26 protein-coding genes and 1 pseudogene are annotated in these 26,346 nt (G+C 64.5%); 17 read left to right on the top strand and 10 right to left on the bottom strand.

Annotation, left to right across the window (positions count from 1 at the left end; genetic code table 11):
* The 3 genes from WI26_RS15490 to WI26_RS15480 all read left to right on the top strand — a co-directional run bounded on the left by WI26_RS15490 (position 1) and on the right by WI26_RS15480 (position 3,026).
* Complete coding sequence (locus WI26_RS15490) at positions 1–1,122, top strand: 2,3-butanediol dehydrogenase (protein ID WP_069226447.1); 1,122 nt, start codon at positions 1–3, stop codon at positions 1,120–1,122.
* Complete coding sequence (locus WI26_RS15485) at positions 1,100–1,822, top strand: SDR family NAD(P)-dependent oxidoreductase (RefSeq protein ID WP_069226446.1); 723 nt, start codon at positions 1,100–1,102, stop codon at positions 1,820–1,822. The genes WI26_RS15490 and WI26_RS15485 overlap by 23 nt, the downstream gene beginning before the upstream one ends.
* 112 nt (positions 1,823–1,934) lie before the next feature.
* A complete protein-coding gene (locus WI26_RS15480) occupies positions 1,935–3,026 on the top strand; it encodes a porin (RefSeq protein WP_069226445.1) in 1,092 nt (363 codons plus the stop codon).
* A 132-nt stretch (positions 3,027–3,158) separates the two neighbouring features.
* On the opposite strand, the pseudogene WI26_RS32990 reads toward WI26_RS15480, so the two are convergent.
* Positions 3,159–3,230: pseudogene (locus tag WI26_RS32990) on the bottom strand (hypothetical protein); the annotation flags it as partial.
* Positions 3,231–3,672: 442 nt separating this feature from the next.
* Here WI26_RS32990 and WI26_RS15475 point away from each other — a divergent pair.
* The 3 genes from WI26_RS15475 (at position 3,673) to WI26_RS15465 (ending at position 5,586) form a co-directional block, all read left to right on the top strand.
* Positions 3,673–4,383 (top strand): PadR family transcriptional regulator, encoded by a 711-nt coding sequence (locus WI26_RS15475; protein WP_069226444.1) that lies wholly within the window; start codon positions 3,673–3,675, stop codon positions 4,381–4,383.
* Between the two features lie 37 nt (positions 4,384–4,420).
* Entirely contained in the window at positions 4,421–5,242 is an 822-nt protein-coding gene (locus WI26_RS15470; protein ID WP_069226443.1) for a siderophore-interacting protein, read from the top strand.
* A gap of 119 nt (positions 5,243–5,361) precedes the next feature.
* Positions 5,362–5,586 carry a hypothetical protein gene (locus tag WI26_RS15465; protein WP_069227733.1) on the top strand — a complete coding sequence of 75 codons (225 nt, stop codon included), beginning with the start codon at positions 5,362–5,364 and terminating at the stop codon, positions 5,584–5,586.
* A 38-nt stretch (positions 5,587–5,624) separates the two neighbouring features.
* Here the strand turns inward: WI26_RS15465 and WI26_RS15460 are convergent, their stop codons facing one another.
* Positions 5,625–6,206: an undecaprenyl-diphosphatase gene (locus WI26_RS15460; protein ID WP_069226442.1), complete on the bottom strand. Its 582-nt coding sequence runs from the start codon at positions 6,204–6,206 to the stop codon at positions 5,625–5,627.
* A gap of 455 nt (positions 6,207–6,661) precedes the next feature.
* On the opposite strand from WI26_RS15460, the gene WI26_RS15455 reads away from it, so the two are divergent.
* The 4 genes from WI26_RS15455 to WI26_RS15440 all read left to right on the top strand — a co-directional run bounded on the left by WI26_RS15455 (position 6,662) and on the right by WI26_RS15440 (position 10,112).
* Positions 6,662–7,402 (top strand): acetoacetate decarboxylase, encoded by a 741-nt coding sequence (locus WI26_RS15455; RefSeq protein WP_069226441.1) that lies wholly within the window; start codon positions 6,662–6,664, stop codon positions 7,400–7,402.
* A gap of 52 nt (positions 7,403–7,454) precedes the next feature.
* On the top strand, positions 7,455–8,240 hold the full coding sequence (locus tag WI26_RS15450; RefSeq protein WP_063550917.1) for a 3-hydroxybutyrate dehydrogenase: 786 nt from the start codon (positions 7,455–7,457) through the stop codon (positions 8,238–8,240).
* A 129-nt stretch (positions 8,241–8,369) separates the two neighbouring features.
* Positions 8,370–9,587 carry a patatin-like phospholipase family protein gene (locus WI26_RS15445; RefSeq protein WP_059467406.1) on the top strand — a complete coding sequence of 406 codons (1,218 nt, stop codon included), beginning with the start codon at positions 8,370–8,372 and terminating at the stop codon, positions 9,585–9,587.
* 60 nt (positions 9,588–9,647) lie between these two features.
* A complete protein-coding gene (locus WI26_RS15440) occupies positions 9,648–10,112 on the top strand; it encodes a hypothetical protein (protein ID WP_059536341.1) in 465 nt (154 codons plus the stop codon).
* Positions 10,113–10,187: 75 nt separating this feature from the next.
* Here the strand turns inward: WI26_RS15440 and WI26_RS15435 are convergent, their stop codons facing one another.
* Positions 10,188–11,072 carry a LysR family transcriptional regulator gene (locus WI26_RS15435; protein ID WP_059467404.1) on the bottom strand — a complete coding sequence of 295 codons (885 nt, stop codon included), beginning with the start codon at positions 11,070–11,072 and terminating at the stop codon, positions 10,188–10,190.
* 118 nt (positions 11,073–11,190) lie between these two features.
* Here WI26_RS15435 and argC point away from each other — a divergent pair, with 118 nt between their 5' ends.
* A complete protein-coding gene (argC, locus tag WI26_RS15430; RefSeq protein WP_069226440.1) occupies positions 11,191–12,192 on the top strand; it encodes an N-acetyl-gamma-glutamyl-phosphate reductase in 1,002 nt (333 codons plus the stop codon).
* 152 nt (positions 12,193–12,344) lie between these two features.
* Here the strand turns inward: argC and WI26_RS15425 are convergent, their stop codons facing one another.
* Entirely contained in the window at positions 12,345–13,268 is a 924-nt protein-coding gene (locus WI26_RS15425) for a LysR substrate-binding domain-containing protein (protein ID WP_059467403.1), read from the bottom strand.
* 117 nt (positions 13,269–13,385) lie between these two features.
* Here WI26_RS15425 and WI26_RS15420 point away from each other — a divergent pair, with 117 nt between their 5' ends.
* Positions 13,386–14,471 (top strand): tartrate dehydrogenase, encoded by a 1,086-nt coding sequence (locus tag WI26_RS15420; RefSeq protein WP_069226439.1) that lies wholly within the window; start codon positions 13,386–13,388, stop codon positions 14,469–14,471.
* Positions 14,472–14,521: 50 nt separating this feature from the next.
* Here the strand turns inward: WI26_RS15420 and WI26_RS32225 are convergent, their stop codons facing one another.
* The 3 genes from WI26_RS32225 to WI26_RS15410 all read right to left on the bottom strand — a co-directional run bounded on the left by WI26_RS32225 (position 14,522) and on the right by WI26_RS15410 (position 16,228).
* Positions 14,522–14,752, bottom strand: a complete 231-nt coding sequence (locus WI26_RS32225) for a hypothetical protein (RefSeq protein WP_155768778.1) — start codon at positions 14,750–14,752, stop codon at positions 14,522–14,524.
* A gap of 326 nt (positions 14,753–15,078) precedes the next feature.
* On the bottom strand, positions 15,079–15,558 hold the full coding sequence (locus WI26_RS15415; protein ID WP_012365039.1) for a DUF1348 family protein: 480 nt from the start codon (positions 15,556–15,558) through the stop codon (positions 15,079–15,081).
* Between the two features lie 55 nt (positions 15,559–15,613).
* Positions 15,614–16,228 (bottom strand): TetR/AcrR family transcriptional regulator, encoded by a 615-nt coding sequence (locus WI26_RS15410; RefSeq protein WP_069226438.1) that lies wholly within the window; start codon positions 16,226–16,228, stop codon positions 15,614–15,616.
* A gap of 133 nt (positions 16,229–16,361) precedes the next feature.
* Here WI26_RS15410 and WI26_RS15405 point away from each other — a divergent pair, with 133 nt between their 5' ends.
* Complete coding sequence (locus WI26_RS15405; RefSeq protein ID WP_236849338.1) at positions 16,362–16,679, top strand: hypothetical protein; 318 nt, start codon at positions 16,362–16,364, stop codon at positions 16,677–16,679.
* Between the two features lie 522 nt (positions 16,680–17,201).
* Here the strand turns inward: WI26_RS15405 and tdh are convergent.
* Together tdh and WI26_RS15395 are read right to left on the bottom strand one after the other, a co-directional pair.
* Positions 17,202–18,230, bottom strand: coding sequence for an L-threonine 3-dehydrogenase (gene tdh / locus WI26_RS15400; protein ID WP_059467399.1), 1,029 nt, complete (start codon positions 18,228–18,230; stop codon positions 17,202–17,204).
* Positions 18,231–18,243: 13 nt separating this feature from the next.
* Complete coding sequence (locus WI26_RS15395) at positions 18,244–19,443, bottom strand: glycine C-acetyltransferase (protein WP_059467398.1); 1,200 nt, start codon at positions 19,441–19,443, stop codon at positions 18,244–18,246.
* Between the two features lie 161 nt (positions 19,444–19,604).
* On the opposite strand from WI26_RS15395, the gene WI26_RS15390 reads away from it, so the two are divergent.
* The 3 genes from WI26_RS15390 (at position 19,605) to WI26_RS15380 (ending at position 21,840) form a co-directional block, all read left to right on the top strand.
* A complete protein-coding gene (locus WI26_RS15390; protein ID WP_069226436.1) occupies positions 19,605–20,216 on the top strand; it encodes a helix-turn-helix domain-containing protein in 612 nt (203 codons plus the stop codon).
* A gap of 130 nt (positions 20,217–20,346) precedes the next feature.
* Positions 20,347–20,724 carry a DUF2471 family protein gene (locus WI26_RS15385; RefSeq protein WP_069227732.1) on the top strand — a complete coding sequence of 126 codons (378 nt, stop codon included), beginning with the start codon at positions 20,347–20,349 and terminating at the stop codon, positions 20,722–20,724.
* A 102-nt stretch (positions 20,725–20,826) separates the two neighbouring features.
* A complete protein-coding gene (locus WI26_RS15380) occupies positions 20,827–21,840 on the top strand; it encodes a tyrosine-type recombinase/integrase (RefSeq protein WP_069226435.1) in 1,014 nt (337 codons plus the stop codon).
* Positions 21,841–21,979: 139 nt separating this feature from the next.
* Here WI26_RS15380 and WI26_RS15375 read toward each other — a convergent pair whose 3' ends face one another.
* A complete protein-coding gene (locus WI26_RS15375) occupies positions 21,980–23,161 on the bottom strand; it encodes a DNA-binding protein (protein ID WP_069226434.1) in 1,182 nt (393 codons plus the stop codon).
* A gap of 1,820 nt (positions 23,162–24,981) precedes the next feature.
* Between WI26_RS15375 and WI26_RS15370 the strand changes: the two genes are divergently transcribed.
* Entirely contained in the window at positions 24,982–26,346 is a 1,365-nt protein-coding gene (locus WI26_RS15370) for a replication initiation protein (RefSeq protein WP_069226433.1), read from the top strand.

The following is a 26,346-nucleotide window of genomic DNA, read 5'->3' as shown; positions in this document are numbered from 1 at the left end:
ATGCGTGCACTTCAATGGCACGGCCCGCACGACATCCGCCTGGTCGAGCTCGACACGCCGCGCGCGGGGTCCGGTGAAGTTCGCATCGCGGTCGCGTATTGCGGCATCTGCGGCAGCGACCTGCACGAATACGCGGACGGCCCCCATGCGATTCCCGTCGACGCGCCGCATCCGCTGTCCGGCCGCATCGCGCCGCTGACGCTCGGCCATGAGTTCTGCGGCACCGTCGTCGAAGTCGGCCCGGGCGTCACGACGTTCGTCCCCGGCGACCGCGTCGCGGTCGAGCCCGAGTATCACTGCCACCAGTGCGCGTACTGCCGCTCTGGGTCGTACAACCTCTGCGTGTCGATGGGCTTCGCCGGCCTGATGGGCGACGGCGGGATGGCCGACTTCGCGGTCGTGCCGGCCTACATGCTGCACCGGCTGCCCGACGACGTCAGTCTCGAGCAGGCCGCGGTGATGGAGCCGGCCGCCGTCGCGCTGCACGCGCTGCGGCGCGGCGAGCTGCGGCTAGGCGACACCTGCGCGGTGTTCGGGCTCGGGCCGATCGGCCTGCTGCTGATCATGCTCGCGAAGCGGCAGGGCGCGACGGCGATCGTCGCGGTCGACGTGTCGCCCGAGCGGCTTGCCGCGGCCGCGCGCTTCGGCGCGACACACACGTTCGATCCGCGCTCGCTCGACGCGCCGGTGCTGCGCGATGCGATCCGCGAGGCGGCGGGCGGGCTCGGTGTCGACGTGAGCTTCGAGGCGGCCGGCCTGCCGGCCACCTTCGAAGCGGCGATGCAGGGGCTGCGCAAGGGCGGTCGCCTCGTGATGGTCGGCCTGATGCCGCATGCGAGCTTCGATGCATTCCGCGCGGTGAACGACGAGCTGACCCTCGCGACCAGCGTCGGCTACCGGCACGTATACGAAGACCTGTTGCGGCTGATCGGATCGGGCGCACTCGATCTCACGTCGATCGTCACGCGCACGGTATCGCTCGAGGATGCCGTCGCCGACGGCTTCGACGCGCTGCTTGCCGATCGCGCGCAGATCAAAATCCTGGTCGCGCCGCCGCGCCGGCACGCGCGCCCGCTTCACACCGTCGGGAGTATCGAACATGAACCGCCCCTGGTCGTTTGAAGGCAAGACCGTCGTCGTGACGGGCGGCACGTCCGGCATCGGCGCGCGCACCGCATGGCGTTTCGCGCAAGCGGGTGCATCGGTCGTCGCGTTCGGGCTCGACACCGCCGGCCCGAATGCGCCGGTGCATCCCGCCATCCGCTGCGTCGAACTCGACGTGACCGACGGCGATGCATTGACGGGCCGGATCCGCGCGCTGCCGCACGTCGACATGCTCGTCAACGGCGTCGGCATCAGCCGGCACGCGGACGAATACCGGATGGACCAGTTCGAGCGGGTACTGAACGTGAACCTGACGTCGGTGATGCGGGCATCCGACGCCGCGCTGCCGGCACTGTCGGCAAACGGTGGCAGCATCGTCAACGTCGCGTCGATGTACACCTACTTCGGCAGCAAGGACCGTCCTGCATACAGCGCAAGCAAGGGCGGCATCGCGCAGTTGACGCGCTCGCTCGCGCAAGCGTGGGCCGAGCGCGGCATCCGCGTGAATGCGGTCGCGCCCGGCTGGATCGACACGCCGCTCAGCAGCGGGTTGATGGCCGACACGCAGGCGTCGCGGCGGATTCTCGACCGCACGCCGCTCGCGCGCTGGGGCACGGCCGACGAGGTCGCGGAAGTGATCCTGTTCCTGTGCTCGCCCGGCGCATCCTTCGTCACCGGCGCGATCGTGCCGGTAGACGGCGGGTATTCGACGGTCTAGCGCCGGGCGCGATCGAACCGGCAGTTCCACGATTCATTATCTTCGCATCAATCAGTAGTCCAATCAAAAAGTATTCCGGCATGACCGGAAACATGTGAGGAGCACATTGGAGATGGCGAAAAAGACCCTGCTGGCCCTTGCGGCCTGCACGATTCCGGCAGCTTCGTTCGCGCAGAGCAGCGTGACGATGTTCGGGCTGCTGGATGCCGGCATCAGCTATGTCAGCAACGAAGGCGGTCAAGGCAATGCGAAGTTCGACGACAACATATTCTTTCCGAACCTGCTCGGTTTCGAGGGCAAGGAAGATCTCGGCGCCGGCTCGCGCGCGATCTTCCGGCTCGTCAATCAGTTCTCGCTCGCGAACGGCTCGATGATCGGCGGCGGGTTGTTCGCACGCACGGTCTATGTCGGACTGCAGAACGACCGCTACGGCACGCTGACACTCGGTAACCAGTACGAATTCATGGTCGACGCGCTCGCGGCGAGCGGCAATGAAATCGCGCAGGATCTCGTCGGGCTGTACGGCTTTCGCAACGGGCCGTTCGACAAGCTCGCGCTGCCGAACAATCCGACCGGCGCGTTCGACTGGGACCGCGTCGCGGGCAGCAATCGCGTCGCGAATTCCGTGAAGTACACGAGCGCGTCGGTCTCGGGCGTGACCTTCGGCGCACTGTACGGCTTCGGGAACGTCGCCGGATCGATTGGCGCGCACAACACGGTCAGCGTCGGCGCGAGCTACGACAACGGCCCGTTCGGCGCGGGCGCGGCCTACACGAACCAGAAGTACGGCGCGGCGGGAGGGCTGCCGGCCACCACCGTGCTCAACTGGGGCGCCGGCGCGCACTACACGCTCGGCACGGTCACGGCGAAGGCGCTTTTCACGACCGTGCACAACGCGTGGAACGGCGCGAGGGCGTGGTCGGCGGAAGCTGGCGCCGCGTGGCATCCATCGCCGGTCTGGGTGATCGGAGCAAGCTACACGTACATGAAGGGCAACGACACGCTCGATAACGCGCACGCGCACCAGTTCCTGGCCGCCGTCCAGTATTGGCTGTCGAAACGCACGATGGTCTATGTCGCGGGCGCGCATCAGCGCGCGGGCCACGGCAGCAACGCGCAGATCAACGGCGTGATGGACGTCAATGGCGCGTCGAGCAGCGCGCTGCAGTCGGTCGCGCGGATCGGGTTCAGTACGCGGTTCTGATGCGCGTGGGCTCGGGGCAGCGATGCCCGCCCGGTTTGCGCCGGGCGGGTTTCGCGTTGCTGCTGCGCCGTCGGTATGAGCGTCGATGAACACCGGGCCGTACTCCCGGCCGACGCCGGTTCGTTTCGCGCCGCCGGACGGCACGGCCGGACCGACCAGCGTGTGCATGTTCACCCGCACGGTGCCCGCTTCGATGCGCTGCACGTAGCGCAACGCTTTCGCGAGATCGTTCGTCCAGAGGTTCACGACCAACCCGAACGGCTGTGTCGTTCATCGTCGCGATCCGTTCGCCAGCATGTCGATAATGACGAGCGGGTCCGGATCCGTGCCGAGGCTACCGAGCAGCACTTCGGCGCCCAGCCAACAATGTCTCGCGGAAATTCGGCCGGCCAGACTCGATGCCACTCGGATCGGTGCACTGCCACTCTCGTTGGCGATCGTTCCAGCACCCTGCACGGTCGCGTGACTGCTGGAGCCCAGCCCGCAATCTGCCCGAACATGCAGCCATTCTCGTCGCAACCTGACTTTCGCTGCATCGACTCCGACCACGCCCGGCAAGCTGCGATACCACCCCAATAATTCCCCTTGACTCTATATCTTTCGATATATATCTTTAGATATGTTTTTCGACATATAGGACACGATCATGCGACACAACTCCTCCCGCGGCCATGCCCGATGCGACGGTCATGGTGCGCATGCCGGCCCTGACTGGTACGCCAGAGTCTGGCAAGCGATCGGCCGCCATCGGCGCGGCCACGATCCGTTCGGCGGCGGCCCGTTTGGCGGCCGTGGCGGACGCGGCGGCTTTGGCGACTTCGGCGACGATGGCATGCCGCGCGGCCGCCAGTTCAGCTCCGACGATCTCCAGTTGCTGCTGCTCGCGCTGGTCGCAGAGCAGCCGAGCCACGGTTACGAGCTGATCAAGGCGCTCGACACGCGCTCGAACGGTTTCTACAGCCCGAGCCCCGGCATGGTGTACCCGGCGCTCACGTATCTCGAGGAAGTCGGTTTCGTCGCGTCGCAGGCGGAAGGCAACCGCAAGCGTTATGCGCTGACCGACGCCGGGCGCGCGCATCTCGATGCGCAGCGCGAGCGCGTCGATACGTTGTTCGCGCGCCTCACGCACCTCGCACGCAAGATGGAATTCATGCGTCGCGCGTTCGCCGGCGAATCGGCCGGCAGTGAAGCACAGGACGAAACGCAGCCCGGCTGGTTGCCGGAGTTCGTCGAGGCCCGCCTCGCCTTGAAGCGGGCGCTGCTTCACAAGAGCGCCGCCAATGCCGACGAACAGCGGCGCATCGCGGCAATCATGCGCCGCGCGACGGCCGAAATCGAAGGCGGCACCGGCGCGTGACCCGCGCCGCCCCGTCAAACCCTAGGAGAACGGATCGATGCAGAACACATCCGAACGCACCGTCACCCGCGTGCGGCACACCCTCAAGTTCCGCCTGCTGCAGGTCGTGCGCGTGCACGCGGTAACGCCGCACTTGCTGCGCGTCACACTCGGCGGCCCCGACCTCGCGGATTTCGAATCGTCGTCGTTCGACGATCACGTGAAGGTATTCTTCCCGCCGCCAGGCGCCGAGCGTCCCGCGATGCCGACGCTCGGAGCGAATGGCCCCGAGTTTCCCGAAGGTCAACCGAAGCCGGTCGCGCGCGATTTCACGCCGCGCCGCTTCGATCGTGCCGCCCGCGAACTCGATCTGGAATTCGTGTTGAACCATCCCGGCCCCGCGTCGCGGTGGGCGGCGCAGGCACGCGTCGGCCAATGGCTCGGCATCGGCGGCCCGCGCGGTTCGTTCGTGGTCCCGATCGATTTCGACTGGCATCTGCTGATTGGCGACGATACGGCGCTGCCCGCGGTCGCGCGGCGTCTCGAGCAATTGCCGGCCGGCGCGCGTGCCGCAGTCGTGCTGGAAGTCGCGGATCGCACCGCGCAGATCGCGTTCGACACGCGTGCCGACGTGCATGAAGTCTGGCGCTTTCGCGCCGAAGCCGACGCGGCGGACGGCGACGTGCTGCTCAATGCGGTACGCGAGCTGCCGCTGCCGTCCTCCGGCGACGGTTACGTGTGGGCGGCAGGCGAAGCGCAGTCGATGCGTGCGGTGCGGCAGCACCTCACGGCCGAACGCGGCGTCGACAAATCGCGCATCCGCGCGGCGGCATACTGGAAGCGCGGCGCGACGGCCGTGCATGAAACGCTGGAAGACTGACGCGAACGGGCACCCGCGCATCGGCGGGCTTGGCATCGGCGGGGCAGCTGGTATATATGTATGTCTGCGACGCCGCTGTCAGGCGACAGCCGCCGCAGCCCGCCCAGGAGCGCCCGGTCATGACAAAAGAAAGCCACGCTTCGCCTTTTCTTCGCAACCTGAAGATCGCCGGCTATTGCGGCCTCGCGGCCGTCGTGCTGGCGCTGTTCGTTGCAATGTGCGCGATCCTGAAGGAAAGCGCGCTCGAACGTGACGCCACACGGCCTCCGGGCGAGACGCCCGAACTGCACGAAGCGGGAGGCGGACCGTCCGCTTCGGCTGAAGCGGCCAAGACGCCCGGTTGACGGCGTCCGGCCCGTAGCACTCCCGCGTAATTCTCGCCTTAGGGCGCGCGTTCGCGCCCCATCATCACCGCATGCACCGCGTCGCCGATCCGTTCGAGCAGCTCGACCACGCGTTGCCCGTACAGGTGCGCGGCCAGCGCGCCGGCGGTGCCGACCAGCACGCCGCCGGCCATGTCGAACGGCCAGTGCACGCCCGCATACACACGCCCCCACGCAATCGCGACGGCCATCGCGGCCATCACGAACCCGGTCAGCCGCGTGCTGCCGGCGAGCATCATGCCGACCGCGAGACTCCACGCGAACGTCATGTGATCACTCGGAAACGAGCTGTCCGGCGCATGCGGAATCAGTTGCGTGCCGACGCCGGCCATGAACGGCCGCGGCGAAAACCAGAAATGCCCAATCACTTGCGCGAGCGCCAGCGCCACGCACGTGCCGACGCCGGCTTCGATCGCCTGGCGGCGCGTCGGGCGTTCGCCGAAGATCCAGGTCAGCAGCAGCATTGCCGGCAGCGCATAGACGAGCCAGTCGGCGGCGAAGATGGCGACGCGAGCCACACCGGGGTGCGGCACGGTGCCAGCATTGACGGCGGAAAACAGGGTGAGATTGAGGTTCTGCATGAATGCGGTTGCGTGGGGCGTAACGATTGGACCGGACGTGCCGGTCGGATGGAACGATGCTAGTGCTCACTCGCTTAAGCAATGCTTAACGCGTCGGACGCGGGCCGTGATCGGGACGGCCCGCGCGTCGCGCGCGAACGCACTTAGAGCCTGCACTGCAACACAAGTTCACACAATTGTCACATTCTCACGCGAATGTCTCCCGTAAAAGCTCACCAACCATCCCGTAAAGGCTCACCTTTTTCACATCGCGACGTCATCGACACGTGCGAATATCGGGCCCCCGCGCGTGCTCCGTGCCGTTTGCATCATTCGCCTCAATATTTGCGTCGCAAATAATTCGAAATCGGCAACAATTAATTCCAAATGCGGCATCGCACAACGGCAACGCACAGGCATAGGATTACGAGCTTACGAGCACTCATCCACGAAGCGATCAACAACAAGGAGTCCGCATGAAACCCAGCGATGTCAGATCGAAAGCGTTTGCGATGCCGTTGACCAGCCCCGCCTTTCCGATGGGTCCGTACCGTTTCGACGATCGTGAGTTTCTGATCATCACGTATCGCACCGATCCCGACCGTCTGCGTGAAATCGTGCCCGAGCCGCTGCAGGTCATCGAACCGCTCGTCCATTACGAATTCATTCGCATGGCCGATTCGACCGGCTTCGGCGACTACACGGAAAGCGGTCAGGTGATCCCCGTGGAGTACAACGGCCAGGCCGGCGGCTACACGCTCGCGATGTATCTCGACGATCACCCGCCGATCGCCGGCGGCCGCGAGCTGTGGGGTTTCCCGAAGAAACTCGCATCGCCCACGCTGCACGTGAACACCGATCACATCCTGGGAACGCTCGACTACGGCAAGGTGCGCGTCGCGACCGGCACGATGGGCTACAAGCACAAGGAACTCGACATCGACGAGCAGACCAAGCGCCTCGCCGGCCCGAACTTCCTGCTGAAGATCATCCCGCACGTCGACGGCACCGCACGCGTGTGCGAACTGGTGCGCTACTACATGCAGGACATCAAGATGAAGGGTGCGTGGACGGGTCCCGCGTCGCTCGAACTGGCACCGCATGCGCTTGCGCCGGTGGCCGACCTGCCGGTGCTCGAGATCGTCGAAGCACGCCATCTCGTCGCGGATTTGACGCTCGGCCTCGGCGAAGTCGTCTACGATTACCTGGCTCAGTAACACGTCCGCAGTCCTTTCTCCCCTGTCAATCCTTTCACCACGGGAATTCGAAATGAGCAACCTGAATGGCAAGACCGCAGTCGTCACGGGCGCCGCGAGCGGCATCGGCAAGGAAATCGCACTGGAGCTCGCGAAGGCGGGCGCCGCCGTGGCGATCGCCGACCTGAACCAGGACGGCGCAAATGCGGTTGCCGACGAGATCAACAAGGCGGGCGGCAAGGCGATCGGCGTCGCGATGGACGTGACCAGCGAGGAAGCGGTCAACAGCGGCATCGACAAGGTGGCCGAAACGTTCGGCTCGGTCGACATCCTCGTGTCGAACGCGGGCATCCAGATCGTCAACCCGATCGAGAACTATTCGTTTTCCGACTGGAAGAAGATGCAGGCGATCCACGTCGACGGCGCGTTCTTGACGACGAAGGCCGCGCTCAAGCACATGTACAAGGACGATCGCGGCGGCGTCGTGATCTACATGGGTTCGGTGCACTCGCACGAAGCGTCCCCGCTGAAGTCGGCGTACGTGACGGCCAAGCACGGGCTGCTCGGCCTCGCGCGCGTGCTGGCGAAGGAGGGCGCAAAGCACAACGTGCGCTCGCACGTCGTGTGTCCGGGCTTCGTGCGCACGCCGCTGGTCGACAAGCAGATTCCGGAGCAGGCGAAGGAGCTCGGGATCAGCGAAGAGGAAGTGGTGAAGAAGGTGATGCTCGGCAACACGGTCGACGGCGTGTTCACGACGGTGCAGGACGTCGCGCAGACGGTGCTGTTCCTGTCGGCATTCCCGAGCGCCGCGCTCACGGGCCAGTCGTTCATCGTCAGCCACGGCTGGTTCATGCAGTAACGTCCCCGCCTCCCTGACGGGGGCGATTTCCGCATCACGTCCATTCCCACGACTCACGATGGCGTGCCGTCGCCCGACGGTACGCCATCCGTCTCCGCCATCCACGGCGGGATTTCCTCGGAGCAACTGATGAAACCGCACGCGCGTACAGAAAAGCAGGCCGTCGATGCGGCGGACCTGCATCACGAAGCCGGCGCGCCAGCCGCTGCGCGGTCGCTGCCGTACGAAACGATCGCGCTCGTCCTGCAGGGCGGCGGCGCGCTCGGCGCGTATCAGGCCGGCGTGTTCGAAGGGCTGCACGAAGCGGGCGTTCCGCTCGACTGGATCGCCGGCATCTCGATCGGTGCGCTCAACACTGCGCTGATCGCCGGCAACGCGCCCGAACATCGCGTCGAGCGGCTGCGCGAATTCTGGGAAACGATCTGCCAGCCGGCGTTCTTTCCCGCGATTCCGGCCGCGTTCGAGTTCGCGCTGTTCAACAGCATCGATCAGATCCGCACGTTCTTCACCGCGTCGCAGGCCGCGAGCGCGATGATGCAGGGCCAGCAGGGGTTCTTCGTGCCGCGCTTCCCGCCGCCGCTGCCCGGCGTGTCCGATCATCCGGAAAAGATCAGCTGGTACGACACGTCGCAGCTGCGTGCGACGTTGCTCAAGCTGTGCGATTTCGACCGGATCAACTCGGGCGAGACGCGCGTGTCAGTCGGCGCGGTCAACGTCGGCACCGGCAACTTCGTGTACTTCGACAACTCGCGCATCCGCCTCGCGCCCGAGCACTTCATGGCGTCCGGCGCGCTGCCGCCCGCGTTTCCGCCGGTCGAGATCGACGGCGAGTACTACTGGGACGGCGGCGTCGTATCTAACACGCCGCTGATGGAAGTGCTGCGCGCAAGGCCACGTCGCGACACGCTCGCGTTCCAGGTCGACCTGTGGAGCGCACGCGGGCCGCTGCCGCGCACGATGGCCGACGTCGCGGAGCGCACGAAGGACGTGCAGTATTCGAGCCGCACGCGTTTCGTCACCGACACGCTGCAGCGCGAACAGCGCTACCGCAACGTGCTGCGCCACGTGCTCGAGCAGGTGCCGGAAGAGCAGCGCAAGAACGACCCGTGGTGCGTCGAGGCTGAAGCGATGTCGAGCGGGAAGAAGTACAACATCCAGCACCTGATCTATCAGCAGAAGGCGTACGAGCACCACTACAAGGACTATCAGTTCGGTCTGTCGACGATGCGCGACCATTGGAGCGCGGGTCTCGACGACATCCGCAAGACGCTCGCGGTCAAGGACGGCCTCGCGCTGCCCACCAACGACGCGGGCTTCGTCACGCACGACATTCACCGCCGCCGGTAATGCCGCCTGCGACGGACCGGCGCGTTGCCTGCGCCGGTCCGATCTTCTTTCAGATCCGACATGCCGATTTTCATTGCGCTATTCGCGCTCATCGCCCTGGGATGGGGCGCGGTTCACCTGTTCCACGTCATTGCCGCGCAGTTCGGCCAGCCGGTCGCGATCGCGGCCGCCGTGCTCGCCGCCGCGATCCTGATCTCGCTGATCGCGTGGTGGATCAAGCGCCGCCGCGACATCGCACCGAACACGAAGGAACAAGGCTGGACCCACATCGTGCATCGTGCGTGGGGCGAGGTACGCGTATCCGCGACGCAGGGGCTGCTCTGGCTGTCGCACGATGGCGCAGACGGCCGCTATACGTTATCGCAGCTCGACGGCTGCGAAGCCGCGCCGATCGGCGGCCGCTGGCATCTGGTCGTGCGTGTGCGCGACGCCATGCACGGCGAATGGAAGCTGCCGATGATGGACAAGCGCGATGCGCAGCGCTGGGCGCGTGTGCTGATGCTCGCGAAGGACCACCGGCTGTAATGGGCTCGCCCGCGTGCCGGCGCGATCGTGCGCGACGCGTGACGCCCGGCGAACCGGAATGCCGCCCGCTGCGTTCTAGCGCGCGCCAAGCGCCCATAACGCATCGAGCACGTGCTGGGTCGACCGCTCGACCGGGCCGGCCCGATGGGCGATGCCCAGTTCGCGCCATAACGCCGGACGCAGCGGCCGCATCACGATGCGTGCGTCGGGCAACGGAGCGCCCGCCTCGTGCGGCAGCAGCGTCGCGCCGTAGCCCGCGGCGACCAGACTCTTGATCGCGTCGTTGTAGTTGAGTTCGATACGCGGCTCCGGGCGGTGGCCACCGAGCGCAAACCATTCGGTCGTGAGCCGCGACAGGCGGGTGGTCGCATCGTTGAGAATCAGCGGACGCGCGGCCAGATAGGCCGGCGTCACCCGCGCGGGAAGCCGCCAGTCCGCGGGCAGAAAGGCCAGCACCGGATCGCGCCGCCACGCGCGGATCGACAGTCCCGCGACCGCCGGCTGCGGCAGCGCCACCAGTCCGACGTCGAGCGTGCCCTGTGCAATGCGCGCCAGTGTGTCGTGCGACGTGAGCACGGCGATCTGAACATCGATGTCCGGATGCTGCTCGCGCAATCGAGCCACCGCCTGCGGCAACAGATGGGCAATCGCCCCGGTCGATGCACCGAGACGCACCCGTCCGGTCAGCCCCTGCACTTGTCGCTCCAGGTCATCGAGGGTCGACTCGACCTCGGCCAGCAGACGACGCGCCCGCTCCACCAGCACGGCACCGATGGTCGACGGCTGCACGTTGCCGCGCGTGCGCGACAGCAACGGCGCACCGATGCGGCTTTCAAGTTCGGCGACATGAAGGCTGACCGTCGGCGGCGCGAGATGAAGCAGTTGCGCCGCGCCCACGAAGGACCCCTGGTCGGCGATCGCGACCAGCGTACGCAGTCGATCCAGACTGATCTCGCGCATTCCCGCCTCTCGTTCATGAAATCTGAATCTCGCAATCAGGAAATTCAACTTTTCCTATTCTAGGCGTTCGATGGACGATACGGCTTTCCCGACGTCTGAAACGAGGAATGCGACCATCATGAGCCTCTCCACTGTCTACATCGACGGCGACCAAGGTACGACCGGACTGCAGATTCACGAGCGCCTGCGGGATCGCACCGACCTGCGGATCGTCACGCTGCCGGATGCCGAGCGCAAGGACCCCGCGCGCCGCGCCGAAGCGATCAACGCAGCCGATATCGCGATTCTGTGCCTGCCCGACGCCGCCGCGCGCGAAGCGGTCGGCTTCATCCGCAATCCGGCGGTACGCGTGATCGACGCGAGCTCGGCCCATCGCACCGATCCGGAATGGGTCTACGGCTTTCCGGAGATGATCGACGGACACGCGCAGACGATCGCGCGCGCACGGCGCGTGACCAATCCGGGCTGCTATCCGACAGGCGCGATCGGCTTGCTCCGGCCGCTGCAACGAGCCGGCCTGCTGCCGCGCGACTACCCGGTGAGCATCCATGCCGTGTCCGGTTACTCGGGCGGCGGGCGGGCCGCGGTCGACGAATTCGAATCGGACGGGGCTGCACGCACGAAACCGCTGCAGGTCTACGGCCTCGCGCTCGCGCACAAGCACGTGGCCGAGATCCAGCTGCACGCCGGGCTCGCACACCGTCCGCTGTTCGTGCCCGCGTATGGCGCTTACCGGCAGGGCATCGTGCTGACCGTGCCGATCGAACTGCGTCTTCTCTCTGCCGGCGTGACCGGTGAGTTGCTGCATGCATGTCTCGCGCACCATTACGCCGGCGCGCGCCATGTCGAGGTCATGCCGCTCGCGGATACGCGCACGATCACGCACCTCGATCCGCAAGCGCTGAACGGTACGAACGACCTGCGGCTCGGCGTGTTCGTGAATGCGGATCATGGTCAGGTGCTGTTGTCCGCCGTGTTCGACAATCTCGGCAAAGGGGCATCCGGCGCGGCCGTGCAGAATCTCGACCTGATGCTCGGTGCGGCGAGTGCGGCGAGTGCGGCGAGTGCGGCGAGTGCGGCGAGTGCGGCGAGTGCGGCGAGTGCGGCGACAGCAGTGTAAGCCGCCGGCGGGCGTCACCCTTGGCCGACCCGGCCCGGCGCATCGCAGCCGCGGGCCCGTGCACGCTGCCGGCTCGCGACGCCGTTGCAAGCCGTCACGGACGTCTGCCGGCGCTTCTCACATGCCCCCGTAAAAGCTCACCTTTGGCGATTTCAGGTCGCATCGTCACCCGCGGCGGCATTCAATCCGGCGAGCGCCTCCGCGAGAAAATCGACGCACACGCGCACTTTCGCCGAAGCCGCGACGCGTTCCGGATACACCGCCCAGATGTTCGCCGGCTGAATCACGTCCGGCAGCACGCGACGCAGGGCGCCGCGTTCGATCAGCGGTCCCGCTTCCCAGACCGAGCGCAGCACGATCCCGCGCCCGGCCAGCGCCCATTGCACGGCCACCTCGCCGTGGTTGGTCGACAGGGCGCCGCCGACCTTCACCGTCGCCGTTTCTCCGCGCAGGTTCAGCCGCCAGACGCCGAACGGATGGTCACGCTCCTTGATCGCGAGACAGTCGTGCGATGCGAGATCCGCGAGCGTGCGCGGCGTGCCGCGCCGTGCGAGATAGTCGGGCGACGCGCACAACACACGATAGTTTGCGGCAAGACGACGTGCGATCAGGTGATCTGCGATCTCGTCGCCGATGCGCACGTCGAGGTCGTAGCCTTCGCCCGCGACGTCGACGATCCGGTCGAACAGATCGAGCCGGACGTTGAGCTGCGGATAGCGCGCGGAGAAGTCGAGCAACGCCGGCGCAACGACATGACGGCCGAAGCCGAAGCTGCTCGAGATGCGCAGCGTGCCGCGCGGCACCGTGCGCGTGGTCGACACGTCCTCGACGAGATGATCGACGTCGTCGAGAATCTTCTCGGCACGCGCGAATACCCGTTCGCCGGCCTCCGTGACCGTTACGCGGCGCGTCGAGCGATGCAGCAGCCGCGTGCCGAGCTGCGCCTCGAGCAGCGCGATGCGCTTGCTCACATAGGCAGGCGATACCGCGAGCTGTTCGGCGGCCATGCTGAAACTCGTCAGGCGGACGACCAGGCTGAAGACGCGCAGGTCGTCGAGATTCGGCGATTTGTTCACGATTCGTGGAAAGTCGATTAACCTTTCGCACGATTTTAATCTGAATGGAAATAAATAAAATGGCGTCGTGTTCCGCTGCGCACGCTGCCGGCGGCCCGATCAGCCAAGGAGGCTTGCATGAGCGACAAGACGTACAAGATTGCCGTCATCCCCGGTGACGGCATCGGCCGTGAAGTGATGCCCGAAGGCCTGCGCGCGCTCGACGCGGTGACGGCGCGCTTCGGCATCCGTTTCCAGTTCGAGCAGATCGACTGGGCGAGCTGCGACTACTACGCCCGGCACGGCAAGATGATGCCGGACGACTGGAAGGTCCGGCTCTCCGGCATGGACGCGATCCTGTTCGGTGCGGTCGGCTGGCCCGCGACGGTGCCCGATCACATTTCGCTGTGGGGTTCGCTGCTGAAATTCCGCCGCGAATTCGACCAGTACATCAATCTGCGGCCCGCGCGCCTGTTCGACGGCGTGCCGTCGCCGCTCGCCGGCCGCAAGGCAGGCGACATCGACTTCATGATCGTGCGCGAGAACACCGAAGGCGAATATTCGTCGGTCGGCGGCACGATGTTCGAAGGCACCGAGCGCGAAGTGGTAATGCAGCAGTCGATCTTCACGCGTCACGGCACGGAGCGCGTGCTGAAGTTCGCGTTCGAGCTCGCGCAGCGCCGTGCGAAGCGCCTGACCGTCGCGACCAAGAGCAACGGCATCGCGATCAGCATGCCGTGGTGGGACGCGCGTGCGGCCGAGATGGGCGAACGCTATCCCGAGATCGCCGTCGACAAGCAGCACATCGACATCCTGTGCGCGCGCTTCGTGCTGCAGCCCGACCGCTTCGACGTGGTCGTCGCGTCGAACCTGTTCGGCGACATCCTGTCCGACCTCGGGCCGGCCTGCACGGGCACGATCGGCATCGCGCCGTCGGCGAACCTGAACCCCGATCGCAAGTTTCCGTCGCTGTTCGAACCGGTGCACGGCTCCGCGCCGGACATCGCGGGCCAGTACATCGCGAACCCGATCGCGATGATCTGGTCCGCGGCGATGATGCTCGACTTTCTCGGTAACGGCGCGGGTCGCGAACGAGAAGCGCACGATGCGATCGTTGCGGCGATCGAAGACGTGCTGCGCACCGGGCCTCGCACGCGCGATCTCGGCGGTCAGGCGGGGACGCAGGAAGTGGGTGAGGCGATCGCGTCGCGGATCGCCGGCTGACAGAAAGATCCGAAGGGGCGCGGCCAGGAAGCGGTCGATCGGCGTCGCGGTCACGATGGCGCAGCACGGCTGAGCGTTGCAACGCCTTCGCCGATTCCGACACGCATGCCTGGACCCATGCGTGCGTGCGTGTCGATGTCGATTTCGATGTCGATTTCGATGTCGATTTCGATTTCGATTTCGATGTCGAACGGTGAGCGACGCGATTCGGCAGCACGCACGTTACGTGTCGATCCATCGCAGCGACCTGCATTACATCGAAGTCGAGCGGTGAATAACATCGCGCATCGATACACACCGATGGCAACTCCCCCCCGTGCATGTATGCCGCACGTGCGCGAGCGATGTTGCATGCGATCCGCATGCGAGCAACGAAAGCGCGTGCACGGTCACGCATGCGGTGCTTCGGTCCGTGCAACCGCATCGTTTCCTGCGACGATTGATCGGTGAGATGCAGCGCGTGAAAAATCACACCGTCACGCACGAACTGCCTCTTCTCCCGAAAACGCTCACCTCAACCCGCGGCTCCCGTATTTCCTCACCGTTGAGCACAGGCGTCGCACTCGATGCACGATCGAGCGCGTGCACGCGCCGTCATCGCGATGCGTCAGAGGCCGAGATCGGACAGGCCGGGATGATCGTCCGGACGGCGACCGAGCGGCCAGTGGTACAGGCGATCCGCCTCGCGAATCGGCAGGTCGTTGATGCTCGCGTGGCGATGCGCCATCAAGCCGTTTTCGTCGAACTCCCAGTTTTCGTTTCCGTATGAGCGGAACCAGTTGCCGGCGTCGTCATGCCATTCGTATGCGAATCGCACCGCGATGCGATTGCCGCCGAACGCCCACAGCTCCTTGATCAGCCGGTAGTCGAGCTCGCGCGTCCATTTCCGCTGCAGCAGTCCGACGATCTCGTCGCGGCCCGTCACGAACTCCGCGCGATTGCGCCATCGGCTCTGCGGCGTATAGGCGAGCGAGACGCGCTGCGGGTCGCGCGTGTTCCACGCATCCTCCGCGGCACGCACTTTCTGGCGCGCCGTATCGAGCGTGAAGGGCGGAACGGGCGGACGAACTTCCGGGGAAGCGGACATGAGATGCTCCTGTTCAAGGTTGAGGCTGCGCACGAACGCAGCCGGTTGGGACGCGCTACGTCGACGCCCGAGAAACCGTATCGAGAACGAGTTCGGCGGTTGCACGCGCATCGCGCGCCACCGTCGCATCGCCGCTGACGAGCGCGACGCCGATCGCGCCATCGATCAGCACCAGCCATTGGCGCGCGACGCGGGCCAGTCGGCGGCGCTCGATGCCGACGTCATCGGCATACGCGTCGAACCGCCCGCGCACGAACGCGAGCAAGCGCGCCTTGTGCATACGCGCGACGACGCGTACCGGATCGTCGGCATCCGCAATCTCGCCGGACGCGTTCAGGAACGCGCAGCCGTGAAATTCCGGTTGCGAGAACCAGTCGCGCAGCACGTCGAACATGCCGAGCAAGTGCGCACGCGGCGACTTGCCGCGCGCCAGCGTGGCATCGACGAACCAGCGCATCCAGCGCTCGTCGCGACGCTCGAGTGCGGCGACGACCAGCGCCTCCTTCGATTCGAAGTGCGAATAAAAGCTCTTTCGTGCGGCGCCCGCTCGCTTCACGATCGCATCGACACCCGTGGCGTGGATGCCGCCCGAATAGATCAGCGCTTCGGCTGCGTCGAGAAGCCTGTCCCGAACGACCGGTTCGCCGGAGAAGTCATCATGTGTGTTCATGGGTTTACGGTAGAACGATCGTTCTCCGTCGTCAACACGCACGTGAAAAGGCCCTGTCGCCGGAAGGGCCGAACGCCGCATGGTTTCGATGGCGGGCAGCACATTGAGGACGGCATTGAGTATGCGCGGGCGGGTGAAGCTGACGGGCATCACGATTGCCGTAACGCCAATTCTGACGCTCGTGTTCGACGCCCTGCTCGTCGCGGTCGACTACGCGCCGGAAACCGCGACGTTGCCGATGTTCCGTTTCGTCACCTGCGCACTCGTCAGCTTTGGGCGTCAGGCAGACGTATCCCGCGCGTATCGGCATGCGGCGCAGCGCGGGCTCGTGACGACGTCCGGTGCGCATGGCGAGCTGATCGACACCGCACCGCAATGCCCGAAACGCTGGCTCGCCGTGTCGAGTCTGCAACTCGAACCGCGATGGTTGAACGGTGAGCGGATCAAATAGCGGGCAGTGCACCGATCGATGCAGCCTGGCAGGATGAAAGGTGAGTTCGCACGTCGTTGATCGGCTCACGCATCAAGGAGGCACCGTCACGGCGTTGGATGGTGACGTGCTGCCGCGAAGGCACGGCGAGACCGTCGCAAGCGGGCGATGCGACAAGGCCTCGCTATTCGGGCGCGGTAAAGGAAACGGAAGGGCAGGAAGAAAGACGCGCGCCGAGCGACGCGATAGTGCGGCGGGACGGCGACGCTGGCGGGTAAGGTGCATGCGCGTTTGCATGTCACCGATTCGAGCTGCGGAACCGACGCGCGATCGCCGTCATATCGACAAGGAGAAACGACGTGCCGTCGTTGAATTCCTCGGCTGCGCGCCACACGGAAGCACGATCGAGCCATCATTCGGCACGCAAACACAGCTCCCGAATAATCTCACCTCACGCGTTCGTCGAAGCGCCCGGCTTCGACAAACGCTCATGCCGACACGAGCGGGGCAGTCGGCACACGTGCCGAGCCGCCCCGCCGGCATTCAGACAGTCCAGTCGAGAATCACCTTGCCGCTTTCACCGGACAGCATCGCAGCAAAGCCTTTTTCGTAATCGTCGGCCGCAAAACGATGCGTGATGATCGGCGACAGATCGAGACCGCTTTGCAGCATCGCGACCATCTTGTACCAGGTCTCGAACATCTCGCGACCGTAGATCCCCTTGATCTCGAGCCCCTTGAAGATCACCTGGTTCCAGTCGATCGCCGTCTGCGCGGGCGGAATGCCGAGCAGCGCGACCTTGCCGCCGTGATTCATCGCCTCGAGCATGCTGGTGAACGCGCTCGGCACGCCAGACATCTCGAGGCCGACGTCGAAACCTTCCGTCATGTGCAGGTCGGTCATCACGTCGCGCAGCGACTCGCGTGCGACGTTGACCGCGCGCGTCGCCCCCATCTTGCGCGCGAGTTCGAGCCGGTAATCGTTGATGTCGGTGATCACGACGTTGCGCGCGCCGACGTGCTTCGCGATCGCGACGGCCATGATGCCGATCGGGCCCGCGCCCGTGATCAGCACGTCTTCGCCGACGAGATTGAACGACAGCGCAGTGTGCGTCGCGTTGCCGAACGGATCGAAGATCGACGCGAGATCGTCGGAGATCTCGGGCGGAATCTTGAACGCGTTGAACGCGGGAATCGCCAGATACTCGGCGAACGCGCCCTCACGATTCACACCGACGCCTACGGTGTTGCGGCACAGATGCCGGCGGCCAGCACGACAGTTGCGACAGAAGCCACACGTGATGTGGCCTTCGCCGGACACGCGGTCGCCGATCGCGAAACCGCGCACTTCCTGCCCCATCTCGACGATCTCGCCGACGTATTCATGGCCGACGTGCATCGGTACGGGAATCGTCTTCTGCGCCCAGTCGTCCCACTTCCAGATATGGATGTCGGTGCCGCAGATCGCCGTGCGGCGAATCTTGATCAGCACGTCGTTGTGTCCGACTTCGGGGCGCTTCACGCGCGTGAGCGTGAGACCCGGGCCGCGCTCGAGCTTTGCCAGTGCTTTCATGTTCGCGCCTCCGTCAGACGATGCCGAGAGACTTGCCGACGCGCACGAACGCGGCGACCGTCCGATCGATCTGTTCGGGCGTATGCGCGGCGCTCATCTGCGTGCGGATGCGTGCGCGACCGCGCGGCACGACCGGGAACGAGAAGCCGATCACGTAGACACCTTCTTCGAGCAACTTGTCAGCCATCCTGGTTGCAAGCTGCGCGTCACCGAGCATCACCGGGATGATCGGATGCGCACCCGGCACGAGCGTGAAACCCGCGGCAGTCATCTGCTCGCGGAAACGTGCACCGTTCTCGCGCACGCGTTCGCGCAACTTCGCGCCTTCGTCGCTGCCGAGCAGTTCCAGCACCTTCAGTGACGCCGCGGCGATGCTCGGCGTCAGCGTGTTCGAGAACAGGTACGGGCGCGAACGCTGGCGCAGCAATTCGACGATCTCGCGGCGGGCCGCGACATAGCCGCCCGATGCACCGCCCAGCGCCTTGCCGAGCGTGCCGGTGATGATATCGACGCGACCGTCGACACCGCAGTGCTCGGGCGTACCGCGACCATGCGCGCCGATGAAGCCGACCGCGTGCGAATCGTCCACCATGACGAGTGCGCCGTAACGATCGGCGAGGTCACAGATGCCTTTCAGGTCGGCGATGATGCCGTCCATCGAAAACACGCCGTCGGTCGCGATCAACTTGTGGCGCGCGCCCGCTGCGTCGGCCTCCTTCAGCTTCGCCTCGAGGTCGGACAGGTCGTTGTTCTTGTAGCGGAAGCGCTTCGCCTTGCAGAGGCGGATGCCGTCGATGATGCTCGCGTGGTTCAGCTCGTCGCTGATCACCGCGTCGTTCTCGTCGAGCAGCGTCTCGAACAGGCCGCCATTCGCATCGAAGCAGCTCGAATAGAGGATGCTGTCTTCCGTGCCGAGAAACGACGCCAGCGCGCTTTCGAGCTGCTTGTGCACGGTTTGCGTGCCGCAGATGAAGCGCACCGACGCCATGCCGAAGCCGTCCTGGTCGAGACCGGCCTGCGCCGCGGCGATCAGGCGCGGGTCATTCGCCAGACCCAGATAGTTGTTCGCGCAGAAATTCAGCACGCCGGCACCGCTGGCGAGCCGCACGGCCGCCGCCTGGGGACTCGCGATCTCGCGCTCGGTCTTGTAAAAACCGTCCGCGCGGATCTGGTCGAGCGTCCCGCGCACCTGGGCGAGAAAGGCATCACGCATCGCAAAGCTCCTGACAGGGATTCGCAATCCGCCGCGCGCCGCTCGTGGCGGCAGCCCAACGGCCTGCTACTGTTATAGTCGGTCGTTCGGTTGACCGCATTTATCCGATATTCCGAACTAGTATTCGAAATACCGAACAACTCTAAGCGAACGGAAACCAAATGGCAAGTTCCTCCGCGTCGCGGCGCACGCCTTCCGGCGCCGCACCGCAGCCGCCGGGCGTGACGCCGCCGCGCGTCGGCGAGCAAATCCAGCGCCTGCGCAACGAGCGCCGGCTGACCCTCGACGACCTGTCGCGCGCAGCCGGCGTATCGAAGTCGATGCTCTCCGAGATCGAGCGCGACAAGGCCAATCCGACGATCGCGGTTGCATGGCGGCTCACGAATGCGCTCGGGATCACGCTCGACGAGCTGTTCTCTCAGCCGAAGGCGCCGGAGACGATTCGCGTGGACGGCCCGCACGACATCCCGACGCTCGCCGGCCACGACGGCCGCTATCAATTGCGCGTATGGGGCCCGATCGACCTGGCCGGCAAGTTCGAGTGGTACGAACTGACGCTGCCGGGGGGCGGCGCGCTCGTGTCGAACGCGCACGAACCCGGAACGCGCGAGCACCTCACCGTACTGCAGGGCGCGATGGAAATCGAAGCTGCGGCGGCGAGCCGACGCCTGAAAGCGGGCGACACCGCACGCTACCCGGCCGACGCGCCGCACGCGATCCGCAATCCTGGCAAGGCCGAAGCGCGCGCACTACTGATCGTGATCCATCGCTGACGATGCGGATAGCTGGCCGAAAGGCCAGTTGCGGAAAATACTGTATGTTTGTACAGTATACGGACATTCCGCCATGCATTGGCCGGGGTCGGCGCACCGAGGCGCGGGCTCCGGTCGACAGGAGCCTGCGATGACAGAAGAACAAGATTTGGCCGCGCTCAGCTTCAAGGCTGCCGCGCACGACCTGGAGTTGATTGTTCGCCACATAGCCGGACGCTACATTCATCAGCGCGTCCCGCTGTCGTGGCGCCTGCTGCACGCCATCGAAGCCGAGGCGCTCGCCGATCTCGGCTTTGCCAGCCGGCACGAAGCCGGCATGCGCCAGTTGTTCGAACGGCCACCTGACATGACCTTTCCGGAAACGGACGATCCGATCGACTTCGGACGATCGAATGCGCTGCCCGCTGTCTTCTCGTTCGCGGTCCTCGCGTATGAAGCTGCGGCCAGGTCGCAGGAGACAGCCGCCCGCGAGCGTGCCCATCGCCCTTCCAAGGCGTGGGGCGACTGACGACAGGCCCCGGCTGATCGACACGGCGGCCGGCTCGCGCATCCTGCCGGTCGCGACGTTGCGGATAGGGTTACCATATACGCAACTAACGGAATAAATAACATGTCCCTTCCACCGTCCCCCGACACGCCCGTTCGCCCGGAAGAAAAGGATTTGTTCGACCGCGGTGCAGCCGACTGGATCGTCGCGCCCGAAGCCGCGTTCGACGCCTGGCTTGCCATGCAGGACTACCGCCGTTCGTCGGCCGACGTCTACCGTGCACAATGGGGCGCCTTTCTCGCATGGCTGCGCATACATCAGAAAAACCTGGCCACGGTCGATACCGCAACGATCGCGAATTTCGTCAGCGAGCTTCCCATCCGGAAGACGCAGCGAATGCGTTATTTGCGGCTGATCGAACGCGTTCTCGACCACATCCGGCGCACCGAGCTCGCGTCCACCAACCCGGCGCGCTTCATTGCTCAGGATGGCGAAGCGAACTGGCGCCAGGCCCGCGACAACGAGCCGACCGGCTTCCTGACACCAAACGAACGTGCGAAGTTGCTGGCCTACCTGTTTTCACCGATTGGCGTATCCGGCTCCGCATACTGGAAGGAGCGACGCGACCGCGCGCTCGTCGCCGCATTTCTCGGTGCCGGCGTGAAAACCGGCGAAGCACGCGTGCTCACGATTAGTTGCATCAATGCGAGCGGTACATCGCTGCAGATCCCGTCGACGCATCCCGATTTCGCGCGCGAAACCCATCTGGCCTCATTCGCAATCGCGTTGCTCGAAGCATGGCTTCTAGAGCGCAAGCGCCAGGAGATTCCAGGCGAGCTCGTGTTCCCGGCATCGCACGCCGGGCGGCCAATGCACAAGGCGACGATGCTGCGCGCGATCGATGCGATCGTCGAATCTGCGGGGCTCACGTCGTCACGCACCGCGCGCGCGAGCCCGCAAACGCTGCGCAACACTTACGCAGCCGAACTGTTCGAACACGACGTGCCACCCGAGCGGGTCGGCAAATGGCTCGGTTTCATGCGGCCGATCTCGTCGAACCGTCTTCACCGCGCATGGAAAAACTGGCGCGATGATCTCGCGAATGGTGACGCGTTCGAGCAGGACGAAACTCACTGATGCCGAGCCGGCTGCTCACGCGACATGATCCGTGAGCAGCCTTCTGCGGCGTAGCCTCACCGTTTCGCAGCTCCCGAAGAACCTCACCTTACGCATCCCGAATCGCCTCACCTGTGGAATCACTGTGCCAGGCGACACGTCAGTCGCGCGCAAAGCGCGCGATCGCTTCGAATCGGGACGGCCAGGGCCCCGACGCATGTTCGCATTCGGGGCACGACACTTCGAACCCGTCGTCACCGTGCGACAACTCCGGTTCGCCGTCGCAACGCGGACACTGAGTCGGCACCGGAATCTCATGGTCCAGTGACGTCCCGATCGCGGAAAACGCTTCCGCATCGAGCTGACCCGCATCGGCCAGGCGCCGAATCAGCGCGGAAATCTCCGGGTGCATCCCGCGGCTCGCGCGCAGCGTATTCACATCGCGCGTCGCACGGTCCAGTTCGTCGCTCTGGGTGCGTAGCTGTTCTTCGAGCCGGTCCGCGCGGGCCTTGGCCGAACTCAGTTGTTGAAGAAAATCAAATTCCTTGCGCTGTACGTCGCGCAAACCGCTCTGGTAGGTCGACGCCATGCTGCGCAGCGAGTCCAGCTCGACCAGCATCGGTTTGACGCGGCGTTCGGCTTCGGCTACCGCATCCTTGATCTGCTGCGCATAGTGTTCGGTGCGCTGCTGCAATTCGGCTTGCAGCGCGTCGATGCGGTCGCGCAGCGTAGCGTTCTGCGCTTGCTCGGTGTCGACGCGGCCGGCCATGGCGGCCAGTTCCTTTTCAAGTCGGGCCACCGTGGTGAGCAGCGTCGCCTCGTTTGCCGAACCGTGTGTCGATTGCGACGCCAGCAGCACTTCGAGTTCGGTCACGCGCGCCTGCAGCTGCTCGTTGCGGGTTTCGCTGCGCGTTAGTGCGGCCTCGAGGGTTTCCTGGCGAACCATGGCGTCGCGCAGCCGCTGTTCCGCGTCGGTCAGACCTGCGCGAACCTGTTCGCGATCGACGTCGAGGCTTTCCCTGGCTGCTTTCAACGCCTCTTCATATAGCGCGCCGAGCAATGCGCCTGCCTTTTCTTCGACCACTTTCGGGATCGCCGCACCGTCGAGCCGAATTTTCGATGCGGAACGGATCCGTTCCCAGAAATGGTCGATGTCCTTTGGAATGTCGCTGGCGCTGCCGGTCTGGGTCAGGTCGCGAACGTTGGCAGCCGACGGTCGGATACCGAGATCGAAGAACAACCGCTTGCACGCATGCAGCGACAGCTCCTGGCGGCGGGCGCCGCTCGCGCGGAGCGATTCCAGTTCTTCACGGATGACTTCACGCATTTCATCCAGCGTCATGGGGAGGACTCACAGGCATTGATATGTTGCGATCATAACGAAATACGTGTTTTTTGATACTTGTTTTTGTGGAGCGTGGTGAATTTACGTCGCTCTGCGCAGAAATCGGGTCTGTGAGCCGATCCGGACGAGCCAGCACTTCAATTCCGTGAAACAAAGCGAAGAAAAGAAGACAACTCCTTGTTCTACAAGTGTTTTTGAGAAGGCCCCGAAAAAGTGCATTTGTTTCACATGACGGACTTCATCGCAGCAAGTTGGTGTTCCGGGGTTGGGTCTCTGTGGAAAACTCGGGTACCGATGTCTTGAGAGTATTAGAAGTAAACACCCTTGAACCCTTAGTTAAAAACGTTAACGCCACGGCTCAGCCTTATGTATCAAGGCTCTCCGGCCGACAAGGTGAAGTTTTACGGGAGCCAAGGTGATCTTCTGCGGGAGCTGAAGTGATGGGGTTCGGGGATCTGCGTGAGCCGATGCAGGAAGGATCGTGAGCGGATTCGGGATCACAGTGAAACACCAGATTCGTCAAAGGTGAGATTTTTCGGGGCCACACAGCCACAGAACCCATGCTGCGCCTACACGCACAGTTTTCTGCCTGTGCAGATATAGGTGAGAATTTGCGGGACCCTCTTCCTGCCCCTATTCTGCCTATCTTTTGGGCAGTTTTCGGGAAAGGTGAGGTTTCACGGGAGTTCACAGGAGTTTGCTGTGAGGATTTACGGGAAACGACGGCCATTTTGCACCGCAAAAGTGCCCGGGGAAGACTGTGGGAACCGAAAGGTGAGGCTTTTCGGGAGCGAAATCCGGGTTTTCCTGCCAGGATCCCGATAAGGTGAGCTTTTTCGGGGCATCGATCACAGGCCTTCGGATGCCTCATAGGTGAGTTTTTTCAGGAGCAGCATTTGCTCGAAAATTGCTCAAAGGTGAGGCTTTTCGGGATCCCATGAGGGGCGAATTCGCTGGAAAGCCCACCAGGACTGGCGGAAATCTGATTTTCGCTGTGCCATTTTTTGGCACAGGTGAGATTTTTCGGGAGTCGGCATACGGCTGCCACATCTACCCGAGTGCCGTAAAGGTGAGGTTTTTCGGGGGATGGCCATCAGGCACAGCGGAACATCCGGTGCACATAAGTATCGGATGTCATTGACATTTTTGATACTGCGCCGGTTACGGTGAGATTTTTCGGGAGCAACTTCCACATCTGCCAGAACGCCGGTTTTATCACTAAGGTGAGGTTTTTCGGGAGGCCCTGCTTGCCGATCCCGCGTGTGTCGGGGATTTGTCGATATCCGGGTCACAGAATTTCGAGCGGATAAGGTGAGAATTTTCGGGACCGACCGGTTTCTGTGCGCTGTACAATGCGCGCCCGGGCTTGTGAAACGGCTTCGATTGACGTCACGGGATCTCTCTTCGATGCCGGTTTTCGATACCGGAGGCGGTCGAGATTGCCCCGTCAGTCGCGCCTGTACATGCATACAGGGCGTTTCGGGCCTACCGCCCGATGCCGCGACAGCCAGTGGCGGGCCTGTGACGAGGACGCGGGAGCGCAGTCGTAAAATTACGACAAAAGGAAAGGTGAGCCGATACGGGAGCAAGTGTCGCACGTATCGAGCACAGGCAAAAATCTGTGAATCCGCGCATCCCGCGACACGTCTGGATGAGTCCGAAACGCTTTAAATCCGGACCGGTGAGGGTTTTCGGGAGAGCGTTGGGGTGAGTGCCGTTTTGCGTGTGCACTTCACCGGCTATGGTGAGCATGTCGTTCTGGACGCACATCACCACAGGCGCTATCCTTCCGTGAAACTTCTCCTCCGACCTGACGCATGGCCACGAAGCGCGCCAAGAAAACCGATGTGGATGTGGTGAGTGCCAGTTCAGCCGAATTGCGTAAGGCCGTCGAGGCGATCGCAATTCAGCCGAAGAGCGGCAAGATCACGCTCCTGACCCGCAAGCTGTTCAACGTTCTGCTCGCCGTCGCGCAGCAGGCCGACGACTCGGGCGATACCTATCGCGCGCTGCTGTCGGACATCGTCGCCAACTCCGCCTTCGATTCGAACGACACTGCTCTGGTGAAGGAACACCTGCGCCGTATGGTGTCGGTCCAGGTCGAATGGAGTACGGGGACGTCGAGCCAGAAGCCGGGCCGCAAGTGGGGGATCTCGACACTGATCGCCGATGCCGAAATTCTCGAGGATCCGGCCACCCGCCGCGTGTGGGTCGAATTCTCATTTGCACCGAAGATCAAGAAGAAGCTGCTCGACCCGGTCCAGTACGCGCGTCTGAGCCTTCAGTTCCAAAGCCAGCTGCGCAGCAGCGCTGGTCTTGCGCTCTACGAAATCTGCGTGCGTTATCTGACGAACCCGAGCCACCTGACGATGCGCGAGCCGTGGGAATGGTGGCGGCCGATCCTGTCGGGCACGCCGGATACGGAGGCCGGCGACGAGGCGAAGCGCGAGTACAAGTACTTCAAGCGCGACTACCTGCGTCCGGCGATCGCCGAGGTCAATGCGGTCACCAACATCTTCGTCGAGCTGATCGAGCATCGCGAAGGGCGGCGGGTCGCGGAGATCCAGTTCCGCGTGACCGAGCGCAAACAGCCGATGCTCGCGCTCGACGAGCATCCGAACGTGTTCGACAGCACGCTGGTCGACCGGATGGTGAAGCTCGGGATTCCGCTCAAGGAAGCGCAGACGCTCTACGCGGACAGCGAGGAAAACCGGATTCGCGCCGCGCTGCAGATGACCGAGCAGCGGATGCGCAGCACGACGCTGCCACCGGTGCGCAGTGCGCCCGCGTTGTTCAAGGATGCGCTGAAGAAGGGTTATGCGCCGCCGGTCGAGTCCGTCGACACGCTGCCTTCCGGCACGCCTGCCGCGAAGGCCGTCTCGGCGCAGCCGGACGATTTGAAGGCGCGTCTGTTGAGCGAATTCGCGGCGTTCCGCCGCAAGGAAGCGAAGGTGTTGTACGAGGAGCAGGGCGACGCGGAACGCGAAGTGGCGCGTGAGTCGTTCGAGTCGGAGGTGTTGCCGACGATGGGCTCGCACCTGCGCGACGACTGGCGCAAGCGCGGTCTCGATTCGAAGCTGGCCGAGACGGCGTTTTTCGACTGGCTCGCCCAGAAGACCTGGGGCGAGCCGACCGACGGCGACCTGCTGTCATTTACCCTGAACCAGTCTCGGGCCGCCTGA

The sequence above is a fragment of the Burkholderia diffusa genome, assembly GCF_001718315.1.
GTDB lineage: Bacteria > Pseudomonadota > Gammaproteobacteria > Burkholderiales > Burkholderiaceae > Burkholderia > Burkholderia diffusa_B.
This window is presented reverse-complemented; position numbering and strand designations above follow the sequence as displayed.